The sequence below is a fragment of the Mycobacterium paraffinicum genome, from assembly GCF_025822865.1.
In the GTDB taxonomy this organism is placed as follows: domain Bacteria; phylum Actinomycetota; class Actinomycetes; order Mycobacteriales; family Mycobacteriaceae; genus Mycobacterium; species Mycobacterium paraffinicum.
In genome coordinates, this window is sequence record NZ_JACKUR010000010.1 from 285,648 (window position 1) to 300,821 (window position 15,174).

At 66.4% G+C, this 15,174-nt stretch carries 13 protein-coding genes and 1 tRNA gene; 9 read left to right on the plus strand and 5 right to left on the minus strand.

The annotated features are described in order from the left end of the window. Positions 1 to 103: 103 nt before the first annotated feature. Both ligD and H7J89_RS01380 read left to right on the plus strand, forming a co-directional pair. Positions 104 to 1,108, plus strand: coding sequence for a non-homologous end-joining DNA ligase (gene ligD, locus H7J89_RS01375; RefSeq protein WP_264035773.1), 1,005 nt, complete (start codon positions 104 to 106; stop codon positions 1,106 to 1,108). A gap of 41 nt (positions 1,109 to 1,149) precedes the next feature. Further along, entirely contained in the window at positions 1,150 to 1,566 is a 417-nt protein-coding gene (locus tag H7J89_RS01380; RefSeq protein WP_264035953.1) for a hypothetical protein, read from the plus strand. Between the two features lie 6 nt (positions 1,567 to 1,572). Here the strand turns inward: H7J89_RS01380 and coaE are convergent, their stop codons facing one another. The 3 genes from coaE to polA all read right to left on the minus strand — a co-directional run bounded on the left by coaE (position 1,573) and on the right by polA (position 7,119). Continuing rightward, the gene (gene coaE / locus H7J89_RS01385) at positions 1,573 to 2,787 is read right to left on the minus strand and encodes a dephospho-CoA kinase (protein ID WP_264035774.1); all 1,215 of its coding nucleotides are present in this window, start codon (positions 2,785 to 2,787) and stop codon (positions 1,573 to 1,575) included. A gap of 24 nt (positions 2,788 to 2,811) precedes the next feature. Continuing rightward, the gene (gene rpsA, locus H7J89_RS01390; RefSeq protein ID WP_264035775.1) at positions 2,812 to 4,251 is read right to left on the minus strand and encodes a 30S ribosomal protein S1; all 1,440 of its coding nucleotides are present in this window, start codon (positions 4,249 to 4,251) and stop codon (positions 2,812 to 2,814) included. A 207-nt stretch (positions 4,252 to 4,458) separates the two neighbouring features. Further along, positions 4,459 to 7,119, minus strand: coding sequence for a DNA polymerase I (polA, locus tag H7J89_RS01395; RefSeq protein ID WP_264035955.1), 2,661 nt, complete (start codon positions 7,117 to 7,119; stop codon positions 4,459 to 4,461). A gap of 144 nt (positions 7,120 to 7,263) precedes the next feature. Between polA and H7J89_RS01400 the strand changes: the two genes are divergently transcribed. Continuing rightward, entirely contained in the window at positions 7,264 to 7,704 is a 441-nt protein-coding gene (locus H7J89_RS01400; RefSeq protein WP_264035776.1) for a Zn-ribbon domain-containing OB-fold protein, read from the plus strand. Beyond that, entirely contained in the window at positions 7,704 to 8,900 is a 1,197-nt protein-coding gene (locus tag H7J89_RS01405) for a lipid-transfer protein (RefSeq protein WP_264035777.1), read from the plus strand. The genes H7J89_RS01400 and H7J89_RS01405 overlap by 1 nt, the downstream gene beginning before the upstream one ends. Before the next feature lie 81 nt (positions 8,901 to 8,981). Here the strand turns inward: H7J89_RS01405 and H7J89_RS01410 are convergent, their stop codons facing one another. Next, the gene (locus tag H7J89_RS01410) at positions 8,982 to 9,599 is read right to left on the minus strand and encodes an ANTAR domain-containing response regulator (RefSeq protein WP_264035778.1); all 618 of its coding nucleotides are present in this window, start codon (positions 9,597 to 9,599) and stop codon (positions 8,982 to 8,984) included. A gap of 113 nt (positions 9,600 to 9,712) precedes the next feature. On the opposite strand from H7J89_RS01410, the gene H7J89_RS01415 reads away from it, so the two are divergent. Beyond that, positions 9,713 to 9,789 (plus strand) — tRNA-Leu (locus tag H7J89_RS01415). A gap of 337 nt (positions 9,790 to 10,126) precedes the next feature. Here H7J89_RS01415 and H7J89_RS01420 read toward each other — a convergent pair. Further along, on the minus strand, positions 10,127 to 10,315 hold the full coding sequence (locus H7J89_RS01420; protein WP_156659506.1) for a hypothetical protein: 189 nt from the start codon (positions 10,313 to 10,315) through the stop codon (positions 10,127 to 10,129). Positions 10,316 to 10,529: 214 nt separating this feature from the next. Between H7J89_RS01420 and H7J89_RS01425 the strand changes: the two genes are divergently transcribed. The 4 genes from H7J89_RS01425 (at position 10,530) to cydB (ending at position 15,131) form a co-directional block, all read left to right on the plus strand. Continuing rightward, positions 10,530 to 11,870 (plus strand): adenylate/guanylate cyclase domain-containing protein, encoded by a 1,341-nt coding sequence (locus tag H7J89_RS01425; RefSeq protein WP_264035779.1) that lies wholly within the window; start codon positions 10,530 to 10,532, stop codon positions 11,868 to 11,870. A gap of 29 nt (positions 11,871 to 11,899) precedes the next feature. Further along, entirely contained in the window at positions 11,900 to 12,496 is a 597-nt protein-coding gene (locus H7J89_RS01430) for an HdeD family acid-resistance protein (RefSeq protein ID WP_156622759.1), read from the plus strand. Between the two features lie 87 nt (positions 12,497 to 12,583). Beyond that, a complete protein-coding gene (locus H7J89_RS01435; RefSeq protein ID WP_264035780.1) occupies positions 12,584 to 14,056 on the plus strand; it encodes a cytochrome ubiquinol oxidase subunit I in 1,473 nt (490 codons plus the stop codon). Between the two features lie 34 nt (positions 14,057 to 14,090). Next, positions 14,091 to 15,131 carry a cytochrome d ubiquinol oxidase subunit II gene (gene cydB / locus H7J89_RS01440; protein ID WP_264035781.1) on the plus strand — a complete coding sequence of 347 codons (1,041 nt, stop codon included), beginning with the start codon at positions 14,091 to 14,093 and terminating at the stop codon, positions 15,129 to 15,131. The last annotated feature ends 43 nt before the right edge of the window (positions 15,132 to 15,174 follow it).

A 15,174-nucleotide genomic window follows, 5' to 3' on the forward strand; every position in this document is an offset into this window, starting at 1 on the left:
GTATGTTCGATCGCATCGGTCGACCGAGAACAGGGTCTTTCGACCCGAATGCGGCGGTCTCAGTGCCGCCATCGAAACGGCGCGCGACGCAAGGACGAAAATCATGGCCGCTCCGGATTGGGCCCTGCCCGACGAGGTTCGAAGCCTCCTGCACGACGAGCCGGTGCCAGACTGGCGACCTCCCACGCTGGCCACCCTGACCGACAAGCGGTTCTCCGATCCGCGGTGGGTCTTCGAGCGCAAGTTCGACGGGATGCGCTGCCTGGCGTTTCGTGACGGCGCCCGGGTGCGGCTGCTGTCGCGAAATCGCCAGCCGCTCAACGGGACCTACCCGGAACTGGTCGACGCGCTCGCGGCTCAGCACACCACCCGCTTCGTGCTGGACGGCGAGGTGGTGGCGTTCGAGGGTCGCCGCACCAGCTTCGCCCGGCTGCAGGGCCGCCTGGGCATCACCGACCCCGAGCTGGCGCGCGCATCGCCGGTCCGCGTCTTCTATTACGTTTTCGACCTGTTGCACCTCGACGGGAAGTCGACGGTTGACGCGCCGCTGTTGTGGCGGAAGCGGCTGCTACGCAATGCGATTGAATTCGGCGGCCCGCTGCGCTACACGCCGCACCGGGTTACCGACGGCCTGGCCGCCTACCGCGCGGCCTGCGAGCGAGGCGACGAAGGGGTGATCGCGAAGCTGGCCGAGTCGACCTACGACGGCGGGCGGTCGAAGAATTGGTTGAAGTTCAAGTGCGTGCGCGACCAGGAATTCGTGGTGGGCGGCTACACCAGCCCCAAGGGCAGCCGGATCGAGTTGGGCGCGCTGCTGCTGGGCTACTACGAGGGCCGCGAACTGGTCTACGCCGGCAAGGTGGGTACGGGCTTCGACGAGGCCACGCTGCACCGGCTGCACGAGCGGCTCTCGGCGATCACCCGGGAGACGCCGCCCTTCACCCGCGGCCTGGTCCGCGAAGCCGGCGCCCATTGGGCGCGCCCCGAACTGGTGGTGCAGATCGGTTTCACCGAGTGGACCCGTGACGGGAAGCTGCGCCACCCGCGTTACCTCGGTGTCCGCACCGACAAGGACGCCGGCGAGGTGGTACGGGAGACCGGGGCCTGACCGCTTGGCCCATCGATAACGTTGACGTAATGTCGGCAACTATGAGCTGCACCGGCCGCAGGCTGCTGCCCATCACCGCGGTGACGATCATCGCCGTTGGCTCCCAACTGAGTCCGGCGACCGCGCGGGCGGACCTGCATAACATCACCTACCGCGCCCGCATCGACGCACTCACCACCGGCAGTCAGGCCACCTTCATCATCAACGGCGGCCAGACGAACACCACCAACCTTCCGTCCATGCCCGGCAATGCATTCGAGGCCAACACGGTGCTGCCCGACCCGCAGCAGGCCGGCATGCGGATAGTGCTTCGTTTCCCGTATTCGGCGAATGTGCACTGCGAGATCGACGTCGACGACAACGTTTTCACCCAGGCCGACCAAGTGGTCAAACCGGCGCCCGGAAATGCCGACCCCAACAACGGCGCGCTGCAGTGCGGCGCACCCCTGCCCGGCTGATCCGGGCTAGGGCTTCCAGCCCGTCGAATCCGCCCACTCCCAGGCGCGCCGGTAGGCGTCGAGGAACCACGACTCCTTGGCCTCGACATAGGATGCGGTGTCGCCGCCGGCCTGAGCTTCGGCCGACTGCTTGACGGACAGGTAGTCGGCCCGCGCCTCGGGGCTGGCCGACAGCCAGGCGACGAACAGCAGCGCGAACTGCTGGTTGGGCCAGCCATCGACCCGGATATGCACGTTGGTCGGGCGACCCGGGTCGGCCGAGGCGTGAATCCGCTTGTCCCACAGCGCCGCATCGTCACTGTGGTTGTAGCGCTCGACCGCGCTGCGCGCATCGGGCTTGGCCACATCGGAGGTGATGCGCTCGATGCGGGGGTAGCCGGCACCCAGCAGGGGCTCGACGAGTTCGTCGGCGGCCGCCAAGGATTCGACGGTGATCTGCACGTCGATCACGTCCTTGGCGGGAAAGTCCGGGACGGCGGTCGATCCGATGTGGTCCACGCGAATCGCCCGGTGGCCGCAGGCGGTCTGCAACCGGTTGACGATCCGCCGCGCCTGCTCCTGCCAACTCGGGTCGGGCGGCACCAACCGCGCCGGCGCCCGCGCGACCTGATGCTGAGTCAGGTTGTGCGCGAAGGGCAGTATCCGGTGGTCCCACACGTCATGGGCCCGCTGCACCAACTCCTCCGGGCTGCCGGAGTTGTCCACCCAGATGTCGGCGACGGCACGGCGCTGCTCGTCGCTGGCCTGCGCGGCGATCCGGGCGCGTGCGTCGGATTCGGGCATGCCGCGCTGATCGACCAGCCGTCGCAGCCGGACCTCGACGTCGGCGTACACGATGACGACGAGCGGGAACAGCGGCGCCATCCCCGACTCCACGAGCAGCGGGATGTCTTCGACGACAACCGAATCCTCGGGCACCGAGGCGATGATCTCGGCGCGGCGCTTGCCGACCAGCGGGTGCACGATGCCGTTCAGCCGTTGACGCGCCTCGTCGTCCCGGAAGGCCTTGGCGGCCAACGCGGGACGATCCAGCGATCCGTCGGGAAGGAGTATGTCCTCACCGAACGCATCGACCAGCGCGGCCAATCCCTCGGTGCCCGGCTGGACCACCTCACGCGCGATGACGTCACCGTCGACGATGACCGCACCGCATTTCGCGAAGGTGGCCGACAGCGCCGACTTGCCGGCGCCGATGCCACCGGTCAACCCGATACGCAGCATGGCGTCAGAGCGATCAGAAGCAGGTCACGCGTTGCCGGCGAGCTTCTCCCGCAGGGCGGCCAATTGGGCGTCGCTGGCCAGCGACCCGCCGGCCGCCTTCTCCTGCGGCGCGCCGTTGCCCGTCGACTGCTCGGCGTGCCCGGCCGCCTCGGCCGCGGCGAACTTCTCCATCTGCGCGGTGTGCATCTTGTGCCGGCGCTCGGCCTCGGCGTAGCGGGCCTCCCACTCGGTGCGCTGCTTGTCGAAGCCCTCGAGCCATTCGTTGGTCTCGGCGTCGAAGCCTTCGGGGAAGATGTAGTTGCCCTGCTCGTCGTAGCTGTCCGCCATGCCGTACTTCGCCGGGTCGAACTCGTCGGTGTAGTCCTCGTTGGCTTGCTTGAGCGACAACGAGATCCGGCGACGCTCCAGGTCGATGTCGATGACCTTGACCATGGCGTCGTCGCCGACGGCGACCACCTGGTCGGGCACCTCGACGTGGCGCTCGGCCAGCTCGGAGATGTGCACCAAGCCCTCGATGCCCTCCTCGACGCGGACGAACGCACCGAACGGCACCAGCTTGGTGACCTTGCCGGGCACGATCTGGCCGATGGCGTGCGTGCGGGCGAAGTGGCGCCACGGGTCTTCCTGGGTTGCCTTGAGCGACAACGAAACCCGCTCGCGGTCCATGTCGACGTCGAGCACCTCGACGGTGACCTCGTCGCCGACCTGGACCACCTCGGACGGGTGGTCGATGTGCTTCCAGGACAACTCGGAGACGTGCACCAGGCCGTCCACACCACCAAGGTCGACGAACGCGCCGAAGTTGACGATGGACGAGACGACACCCTTGCGGATGGCGCCCTTCTGCAGCTGGTTGAGGAACTCGCTGCGCACCTCGGACTGGGTCTGCTCCAGCCAGGCACGCCGCGACAGCACGACGTTGTTGCGGTTCTTGTCCAGCTCGATGATCTTGGCCTCGATCTCCTTGCCGATGTACGGCTGCAGATCGCGGACCCGACGCATCTCGACCAGCGACGCGGGCAGGAAGCCACGCAGGCCGATGTCGAGGATCAGGCCACCCTTGACCACCTCGATGACGGTGCCCTTGACGGCCTCGTCCTTCTCCTTGAGCGCCTCGATGGTGCCCCAGGCGCGCTCGTACTGCGCGCGCTTCTTGGACAGGATCAGGCGGCCCTCTTTGTCCTCCTTGGTGAGAACAAGGGCTTCGACCTCATCACCGACGGAAACGACCTCGCTGGGGTCGACATCGTGCTTGATGGAGAGCTCGCGGGCGGGGATGACGCCCTCGGTCTTGTAGCCGATGTCGAGGAGCACCTCGTCCCGGTCCACTTTGACGATCGTCCCCTCGACGATGTCGCCATCGTTGAAGTACTTGATCGTTTTGTCTATTGCGGCAAGAAAGTCCTCGCTGGAGCCAATGTCGTTGACGGCTACTTGGGGCGAGGTGACGGTGGGACTCGGCATGTGGTGGGTTGCTCCGGACAGGTTGGGTCGTAGGGACAAAACTGGGATTTATCTGTTGAGGTTACTCGACTGCGTACACGCTGGCCAAACCCGGGCGGCGCGCCACTTGCGCGACACCGGGCATTTGCCCACGGCGAAGGTGACGGCAACGCGAATTTCGCGGCAATTTTCTCTCCGCCAGATCATCCTCGGCCACTAACGCCGCCGTCAATGCGCTGCCGCGTCCCATGACCGGCCGTAGCCCACCGAGACCTCCAGCGGGACATCGAGCGGATAGGCGCCGCCCATCTTCTCGCGGGCCAGCGCCTCGAGCTGGTCCCGCTCGCCCGGAGCGATTTCGAACAGGAGTTCGTCATGCACCTGCAGCAGCATCCGGGACTTCAGTCCGGCTTCGTTGATCGCCTTGTCGACCTCGATCATCGCGACCTTGATGATGTCGGCGGCGCTGCCCTGGATGGGCGCGTTGAGCGCCGCCCGCTCGGCCGCCTCCCGCACCTGGCGGTTGCTGCTGTCCAGCTCGGGAAGGTAGCGGCGGCGGCCCAGCACCGTCGAGGTGTAGCCGTCCTTGCGGGCCTGCTCCACGATGTTCATCAGGTAGTCGCGCACCCCGCCGAACCGGGCGAAGTAGGCGTCCATCTGTTCCTTCGCCTCTTCGGTGGAGATCTTGAGCTGCTGCGACAGGCCGTAGGCGCTCAATCCGTAGGCCAGCCCGTACGACATCGCCTTGACCCGGCGGCGCAACTCGGCGGTGACCTCCTCGATCGGCACGCCGAAAGCCCGGGACGCGACGAACGAGTGCAGGTCCTCCCCCGTGTTGAACGCCTCGATCAGGCCCTCGTCCCGGGACAGGTGCGCCATGATCCGCATCTCGATCTGGCTGTAGTCGGCGGTCATCAACTCGCTGTAGCCCTCGCCGACCACGAATGCGTCGCGGATGCGCCGGCCGGCCTCGGTGCGGATCGGAATGTTCTGCAGGTTCGGCTCGGTCGACGACAGCCGGCCCGTCGCCGCGATGGTCTGGTTGAACGTGGTGTGGATACGCCCGTCCGAGGCCACCGAATTCAGCAAGCCGTCGACGGTCACCTTGAGCCGGGTGGCGTCGCGGTGGGTCAGCAGGTGTTGCAGGAACGGATGGCCCGTCTTGTCGAACAGTGACTGCAGGGCGTCGGCGTCGGTGGTGTAGCCGGTCTTGGTGCGCTTGGTCTTCGGCATCTCCAGCTCGTCGAAGAGCACCGCCTGCAACTGTTTCGGCGAACCCAGGTTGATCTGCTTGCCGATCACCGCGTAGGCCGCTTCGGCGGCGTCGCGGATCTGGTGGGCGAAATCGCTCTGCAGCTCGCCGAGCAAATCCAAATCGACTGCGATGCCGGTGTGTTCCATCCCGGCCAGCACCCGCTGCACCGGCAGCTCCATGCCGCCAAGCAGCGACGTGGAGTTGATGCGGGCCAGCTCCTCATCGAGCGCGTCGGCCAGATCCAGCACCGCCACGGCCCGCAGGATCAGCGTCTGCACCGCCTGGTCATCCGTTCCATCGGAATCGTCGAGCAGCGAAAGCTGTTGCTGCTCAGGGGTTTCCGCGCGCAGCTCCCTGCGCAGGTAGCGCAGCGACAGGTCCTCGAGGGAAAAGCTGCGCTGCCCGGGCCGCACCAGGTAGGCGGCCAGGGCGGTATCGGAGGTGACGCCGGCCAGCGTCCAGCCCCGGCCGGCGAGGTCGTGCATGGCCAGCTTGGCTTCGTGCAGCGCCTTGGGCGGACCCGGGTCGGCCAGCCAGGACGCCAGCGCCGCCTCGTCGTCGGGATCCAGCGTCGAGGTGTCGATATAGCGGCCCTCACCGTCGGCCGAGACGATGGCCACCGCGGTGGCGTCGGCGTCGTAGGCCAAATGCGTGCCGACGACGGCCAGGCCGAACCGCTTGCCCGAGCTGTGCTCCGCCAGCCACACCGCCAACTCGCCGGGCTGCAGCGCGCCCCCGCGGACGTCGAAACCGGCGTCGACCTCGGGCTCTGCCGCGGCCAGGGTGTCGAACAACCGGTCGCGCAACACCCGGAACTCCAGGTCGTCGAAGAGCCGGTGGATGTGGTCGCGGTCCCACGGCTGCATGCGCAGCGTGTCCGGGGTCTGTGCCAGCGGCACGTCCTTGACGAGATCGGTCAGCTCGCGGTTGCGGATCACGCTGGCCAGGTTGGCCCGCAGCGCGTCGCCGACCTTGCCACGCACCGAGTCGACGTTGTCCACCAGCCCCTGCAGCGAGCCGTATTCGGCGATCCACTTGGACGCGGTCTTCTCCCCGACGCCGGGAATGCCGGGCAGGTTGTCGCTGGGATCGCCACGCAGGGCGGCGAAGTCGGGGTATTGCGCGGGGGTCAACCCATACTTTTCGACGACGGCCTCGGGCGTGAACCGGGTGAGTTCGCTGACGCCCTTGATCGGGTACAGGACCGTGACGTCGTCGCTGACCAGTTGCAGGGAATCCCGGTCCCCGGTCACCACCAGCACGCGGTAGCCCTGGTGTTCGGCCTGGGTGGCCAGCGTCGCGATGAGGTCGTCGGCCTCGAAGCCCTGCTCGGCGAGCACCGTGATGCCCAGCGCGTTCAGCACTTCCTTGGTGATGTCGATCTGGCCGTGAAACTCGTCCGGTGTCGCCGACCGGTTGGCCTTGTACTCGGGGTACCGCTCGGAGCGGAAGGTCTGCCGGGACACGTCGAACGCCGCGGCGACGTGCGTGGGGGCCTCGTCGCGCAACAGGTTGATCAGCATCGCGGTGAACCCGTACACCGCGTTGGTGGTCAGGCCGCCGCGGGTCTTGAAGTTCTCGGCCGGCAGCGCGTAGAACGCGCGGAAGGCCAGCGAATTGCCGTCCAGCAGCATCAGCGTCGGCTTGGTCTGCTCCTCGCTGGCGATACTCACGGCTCACACTCTAGGCATCCGGTACGACGCGGCACGCGCCCCAACCATCCGGGCCAGAACTGCAACACGTTTCAGTTTTGTATCGGGCCTGGGTAGTCTGGCCGAGTGCCAGAGGTCACCAGCCAACAACCCGCGATCGACGGATGGTTCGCCACCGACGACACCGGAAGCGCCCACTTGATCGGCAGCAAGTGCCCCGAGTGCGGCACCTATGTCTTCCCGCCGCGCGAGAACAACTGCCCCAACCCGGGCTGCGCCAGCGACACACTAGAGCCCGTCGCGTTGTCGACCCGGGGAACGCTGTGGAGCTACACCGAAAACCGGTATCCGCCGCCGCCGCCCTACCCGGCCCCGGATCCCTTCGAGCCGTTCGCCATCGCCGCCGTCGAGCTGGCCGATGAGGGAATCATCGTGCTGGGCAAGGTGGTCGAGGGGACGCTGGCCGCCGATCTGAAGGTCGGCATGGAGATGGAGCTGACCACCATGCCGCTGTTCACCGACGACGACGGCGTGGAGCGCCTCGTCCATGCGTGGAGGATCGCCTGATGCCCGAACCGCTGTACATTCTCGGCGCCGGAATGCACCCCTGGGGCAAGTGGGGCCGCGACTTCACCGAATACGGGGTCGTCGCCGCACGCGCCGCGCTGGCCGAGGCGGGCCTGGACTGGACGCAGATCCAGTTGGTCGCCGGCGCGGACACCATCCGCAACGGTTACCCGGGCTTCATCGCCGGGTCGACGTTCGCCCAGAAGCTGGGCTGGAACGGCGTCCCGGTCAGCTCGAGCTACGCCGCGTGTGCGAGCGGCTCCCAGGCGCTGCAGAGCGCGCGGGCCCAAATCCTGGCCGGTTTTTGCGACGTCGCGCTGGTGATCGGGGCCGACACCACACCGAAGGGGGCGTTCGCTCCCGTCGGCGGAGAACGCAAGAACGACCCGGACTGGCAGCGGTTCCACTTGATCGGCGCGATGAACCCGGTGTACTTCGCGCTGCTGGCGCGTCGCCGGATGGACCTCTACGGCGCCACGGCCGAGGATTTCGCGCAGGTGAAGGTGAAGAACTCGCGGCACGGCCTGCAGAACCCAAATGCCCGCTACCGCAAGGAAGCTTCGGCCGACGACGTGTTCGCCAGCCCCGTGGTGGCCGACCCGTTGCGGCAGCTTGACATCTGCGCCACCTCCGACGGTGCGGCGGCCCTGATCGTCGCCAGCGCCGAGTTCGCCCGCAAGCACCTCGGCTCGCTCGACGGCGTTCCATCGGTGCGCGCGGTCAGCACGGTCACCCCCCGCTACCCGCAGCACCTGCCCGAATTACCGGACATCGCAACGGATTCCACCGCCGCGGTGCCCGCACCGGACCGGGTGTTCAAGGATCAGATCCTGGATGCGGCCTACGCCGAGGCGGGCATCGGGCCCGAGGATGTCAGCCTGGCCGAGGTCTACGACCTGTCGACCGCGCTGGAGCTCGACTGGTACGAGCACCTCGGGCTGTGCCCCAAGGGCGAGGCCGAGGCGCTGCTGCGCACCGGCGCGACCAGCATCGGCGGCAAGGTCCCGGTCAACCCGTCGGGCGGTCTGGCCTGCTTCGGCGAGGCCATCCCCGCCCAGGCCATCGCGCAGGTCTGCGAGCTGACCTGGCAGCTGCGCGGTCAGGCGACCGGCCGGCAGGTGGAGAACGCCACCGTCGGCGTCACCGCCAACCAGGGCCTGTTCGGACACGGCTCGTCGGTGATCGTGGCGCGCTAGCCCGCTCGTTCATCGAGCGTGCGGCCACGGCGGCCGCGCCCCGCGTGTCGCCGCCCTGAGCGCACACTCGACGGCCGAGCGCTACTCGTCTTCGGCGCCGAGGGTTTCCAGGACGACTTCGGCGACCCGCTTCATCGTGGTGCGCCGGTCCATGGCGGCGCGCTGAATCCACTTGAACGCCTCGGGCTCGGTCATGCCCTGCTTGGTCTGCAGCAGGCCCTTGGCGCGTTCGACGAGCTTGCGGGTCTCCAGCCGCTCGGACAGTGTCGCCACTTCGCGTTCCAGCTCGGTGATCTCGCTGAAGCGGCTGACCGCCAACTCGATCGCCGGAATCAGGTCGCTGATCGTGAAGGGCTTCACCAGGTAGGCCATCGCCCCGGCATCGCGGGCGCGCTCGACCAAGTCGCGCTGGCTGAACGCGGTCAGCACCACGATCGGTGCGATGCGCTTGCTGGCGATCTCCGACGCCGCGTCGATCCCGTCGCGGCGAGGCATCTTCACGTCCATGATCACGAGGTCGGGCTGATGGCGTTCGGCCAACTCGACGGCCTCCTGACCGTCGCCGGCCTCACCGACGATGTCGTAACCCTCCTCCCGCAGCATCTCGGCGAGGTCCATTCGGATCAGCGCTTCGTCTTCCGCGATCAGGACCCGGCGCGGCACAGCGGCGTCGGTGGTGTCGGTCGTGGGGCCTGTCATGACGGACATTCTCTCGTGAACGTCCGAGGCCAGCGACCTCGGGGCGGTGAGAAGGGTGTCTACGCCGAATCCTCTATGGTGGGAGGCTGCCTCTAAGGTAGGAGGCCGAGTAAGCCCTCGTATCCCAACTGGCAGAGGAAACGGACTCAAAACCCGTCCAGTGTGGGTTCGAATCCCACCGAGGGCACCACAGGTAGGACAGACAAGCTACGGCCCGTCAGGGCGTACCGGCGGCCCCGGGGCCGATTCGCCTTGCAGAGCGATGCCAGCTGCCGGTGGCCCTGGCCCGGCATCCCAGCCCCTTCCGGCGAAACCGGCGGTTCCAAGCCCCAGGTTTGCTAAATGCGTCAAATCCATGCCAAAGGTATGAACTCGCCAAAATTAAATACCCGCGCAATAAAGGGGCAGTTGCATTCAAATAGAATCGCGTCGGTTTGACGATGAATTCATGCCATTTTTGGGGCCGCGCCGAAGCGCCAATCAGCGACCTATGGCGCGCCAAGCGCGGCCGGGTTGTGACTGCCGCGTCAGCGACTGATGCACACTTGTTCTTCGGAGTGCACCACGTTGACCTGCATCGGATCGTTCTGCATCGAGTCGGTGGCCACCCGCAACAGTGAGCCCGCCCCACCGCATCCCACCCCGCAGGCGGGGGTTGCCGCCGCGGTGCACGCCAGCATTAGCGCGATCCCGATCCTGCTGCTGAGACTTGCCACACCGCACCCCCGTATTAGAGGAACACATGACCCACATCACAGCCCGACATATGTTTAATAACACGTCGGAAAATTTTGTAAACCCCTTCAGGCGAAAATCTTTTTTTAATTTTTCGATGCCGCGTAAGCGTCGAGCATCGACAGGCATCCGGGCGCGTCGTCGGGACGCCGTCGCCTGGCCCACAAACCGAGCTCAGCGGTTACGCTTTTGAATGTGGCGGCTAAGAAGTGCGGCGCCCCACCCGTGTCAGCCGGCTCGACGAGACGCCCGGACTGCGTAGCCGCAGTGCGGGCGCAGACGCGCGACCGTAATCAGCACTACGCCGCCAGCGCCGCGCGCCGGGCCCGGATCCTGACGATCACTTCGTGGCTGGCCGTCATGGTGAGCGCGAGCTTCGTGCTCGTGCAGATCCTGGGCGGCACCTGGCTGTGGCAGGTCAGCTCGATCAACATCCTCGGCGCGATGGTCTTTGCGATGGTCCCGTGGCTGCAGCGATTCGGCGAACTGGTTGCCCCGCTTACCTTTATGGGCGCGGCCTACGTGTCCGTCGTTGCCAGCTGCGTGGACGTCGGCACCGGGTCGGGCGCACAGTTCTTCTTCCTGGTGGGCGCCTGCATCGTGGTGCTGTTGCTGGGGATCGAACACATCGTTCTGGCATCCGCGCTGGCCGCCATTGCCGCCGGCCTCATCGTCGCCGTCGAGTTCCTGGTTCCCCGCGACACCGGGCTGCAGCCGGCCTGGGCCCAATCGACCGGTTTCATCGTCACGGCGATCTCCAGCGTCGTGATGGTGGTCGTGACGGTGTGGTTCGCCCTGCGTGACACCGCGCGCGCCGAGGCCATGATGGAGACGCAGTACGAACGTTCGGAGGCGTTGCTGGCCAACATGTTGCCGGCCAGCATCGCCGAGCGGCTCAAGGAGCCAGACCGCAGCGTCATCGCCGACAAGTTCGACGACGCGTCCGTCCTGTTCGCCGATATCGTCGGATTCACCGAGCGGGCCAGCGGCACGGCTCCGGCCGACCTGGTGCGCTTCCTCGACCGGTTGTACAGCGCCTTCGACGCACTGGTGGACAGGCACGGACTCGAGAAGATCAAAGTCAGCGGCGACTCTTACATGGTGGTCAGCGGCGTTCCGCGCGCCCGGTCCGACCACGCGCATGCCCTCGCGGACTTTGCGCTCGACATGGCCAATGTTGCGGCCGGACTGCAGGATCCACACGGCAACGCGGTTCCACTGCGGGTGGGCATGGCATGCGGACCGGTGGTCGCCGGCGTGGTGGGTTCCCGGCGCTTCTTCTATGACGTGTGGGGTGACGCGGTCAACGTCGCGTCCCGGATGGAATCCACCGACTCGGTGGGCCGAATTCAGGTGCCCGAGGCCATGTACGAGCGCCTCAAGGACGAATTCGTGCTGCAGGAGCGCGGCCACATTGACGTCAAGGGCAAAGGCCTCATGCGTACCTGGTATCTGATCGGGCGCAAGGAGGCCGGCGAGACCGCCGAGGAAATCACCGGTCTGCTGACAGGGGATTCACGCACGGCCCACGTGTAGCCCAAAGTGCCCTATACCCAAGGCGGCGTTTGTGTCAGACTGCGGCCATGCAAACCACACCTGGATCTCCCCCTGCTCCAAGTTTGTTGCCGCACCTGTGGAAATCGACGCTGTTGTCGGGACTTCTGTCGCTGGCTCTCGGCATTGTGGTGCTGGCGTGGCCCGGAATATCCATCGTGGTCGCCGCAACCGCGTTCGGCGTCTATCTGCTGATCACCGGCGCCGCACAGGTGTTCTTCGCTTTCAGCCTGCATGTCTCGGCGGGAAGCCGGATCCTGCTCTTCATCAGCGGTGCCGCGTCACTCATCCTGGCGTTGTTGGCGTTTCGCCATTTCGGTCAGGGATACGCAATCCTGTTGTTAGCCATCTGGATTGGCATCGGATTCATTTTCCGCGGGGTCGGCACGACGGTCTCGGCCATCCAGGACCCGCACCTGCCGGGGCGGGGATGGGCGATCTTCATCGGCCTGATCAGTCTGCTCGCCGGCATAGTCGTCCTGGCGTCGCCGCTCGAATCGATTGTCACGCTGGCGCTCGTGGTCGGGGTCTGGTTCGTGGTCCTCGGCATCTTCGAGATCCTGTCGTCCTTCGGCATCCGCAAGGCGTCGAAGACCCTGGCCCCCTGAGGCGGCTCTCGGTAGCGCCGCCCCAGCCCTTCTACTACACTCTGTAGTAGCCGTGTCGTACGGCTCCGCACTTTCGGGAGATGACAGATGAATGTCGTCGATATTTCGCGGTGGCAGTTCGGTATCACTACCGTCTACCACTTCATCTTCGTGCCGCTCACCATCGGTTTGGCGCCGCTGCTGGCGGTCATGCAGACGGTATGGGTGGTCACGGATAACGCCGCGTGGTACCGGCTCACCAAGTTCTTCGGCAAGTTGTTCCTGATCAACTTCGCCATCGGTGTGGCGACCGGGATCGTCCAGGAATTCCAGTTCGGCATGAACTGGAGCGAGTATTCGCGGTTCGTCGGCGACATCTTCGGCGCGCCGCTGGCCATGGAGGGCTTGTTCGCCTTCTTCTTCGAGTCCACCTTCATCGGGTTGTGGATTTTCGGTTGGGGCCGGCTGCCGAAGCTGATCCACCTGGCCTGCATCTGGATCGTCGCGATCGGTGTGAACGTGTCCGCGTTCTTCATCATCGTGGCGAACTCGTTCATGCAGCATCCGGTTGGCGCGCACTACAACCCGGCGACACATCGTGCCGAGCTGGACAGCATCACCGCGCTGCTGGGCAATAACACCGCGCGGTGGGCGTTCACCCACACGGTCACCGGCGCATTGCTGACCGCTGCGACGTTCGTCGCGGCCATCAGCGCGTGGTTCCTGGTCCGTTCGCGCCGCCCGGCGACCGCCACCCCCGCCGCGGAATCGGACGCGCGCTCCATGTTTCGTCCAGCGGCCATCCTGGGGTGCTGGGTGGTGCTGCTCGCGGCCGTCGGCCTGTTCTTCACCGGTGACCGCCAGGGCAAGCTGATGTTCGTTCAGCAACCGATGAAGATGGCGTCGGCGGAGTCGTTGTGTGGCACCGAAACCGACCCCGACTTCTCGATCCTCACCGTTGGCACGCACAACAACTGCGACAGCATCACCCGCGTCATCGAGGTCCCCTACGTGCTGCCGTTCCTCGCGGAGGGGCGGACCAGCGACGTGACGTTGCAGGGCGTGCGCAATATCCAGCAGGACTTCGAGCAACGATTCGGCCCAAACGACTACCGGCCCAACCTGTTTGTCACCTACTGGTCGTTCCGCGCGATGATCGGGTTCCTGGCCGTTCCGATATTGTTCGCGCTTGCCGCGCTGTGGCTCACCCGCGGTGGCCGGGTGCCCAACCAGCGGTGGTTCTCCTGGCTGGCGCTGCTGACCATCCCCACGCCGTTCCTGGCGAACATCTCCGGGTGGGTGTTCACCGAAATGGGGCGGCAACCCTGGATCGTCGCACCGAATCCGACCGGCGACCAACAGGTTCGGTTCACCGTCCATGAGGCCGTCTCGCACCATGCACCCGGCATGGTCGTCACCTCCCTGGTGACGTTCACCCTCGTCTACGCGGTGCTCGCGGTCGTCTGGTTCTGGCTGCTCAAGCGATACATCACCGAAGGGCCGCGGGAACACGACGCCGAACCGGCTCCCCCGCCGGCACCCCACGACGACGAGGTGGCGCCGCTCTCGTTCGCCTACTAGGCCGAGAGTCACGAACTCAGAAAGGGGCTGACCGATGGGACTCCAGCAGTTGTGGTTCGGCATCATCGGGTTGCTGTTCCTCGGTTTCTTCGTTCTGGAGGGCTTCGATTTCGGCGTAGGCATGCTGATGGAACCGCTCGCCCGCGTGGGGATCGGCGAGGCCGAACCCATCCGGCGCACGGCGCTCAACACCATCGGGCCGGTCTGGGACGGCAACGAAGTGTGGCTGATCGTGGGCGGCGCGGGCATGTTCGCCGCGTTTCCGGGCTGGTATGCAACCGTGTTCTCCACGCTGTACCTGCCGCTGCTGGCCATCCTGTTCGGCATGATCCTGCGCGCCGTGGCGATCGAGTGGCGCGGCAAGGTCGATGACACAAAGTGGCGCGGCTGGGCCGATTTCGGCATCGCCGCCGGGTCCTGGCTGCCCGCCGTTTTGTGGGGGGTCGCCTTCGCCGTCCTGGTCCGCGGCTTGCCGGTGGACGCCGACGGGCAGGTCAACCTGTCGATCACCGACGTGCTCAACGCCTACACCCTGCTGGGCGGCTTGGCCACCGCCGGACTGTTTCTGCTCTACGGCGCGGTGTTCATCTCACTGAAGACCTCCGGGGCCATCCGCGACGACGCCCACCGGCTGGCGGTGTGGCTGTCGCTGCCGGTGACCGGACTGGTTGCGGGCTTTGGGATCTGGACGCAACTGGCCTACGGCAAGGGCTGGACCTGGCTGGTACTCGCCGTCGCCGTGGTGGCGCAGCTGGCGGCGGTGTTGCTGGTATGGCGGCGCGTCTCCGATGGCTGGGCCTTCGCCTGCACCGCGACCGTCGTTCTTGCGGTGGTGATCCTGTTGTTCGGCGCGCTGTACCCGAACCTGGTGCCGTCCACGCTGAACAAGCAGTGGAGCCTGACGATCTACAACGCCTCGTCGACGCCATACACCCTCAAGGTCATGACGTGGGTTACCGCGTTCATGGCTCCCCTGACGGTGGTATACCAGGCATGGTCGTACTGGGTTTTCCGGCAACGGATCTCGGCGGACCGGATACCGCCGTCCATCGGCCTGGCGAGGCGGGTGTCCTGAGCGCGACCGATTCACCGCCCGGCTCAAGAGCGCGGGGCCCACT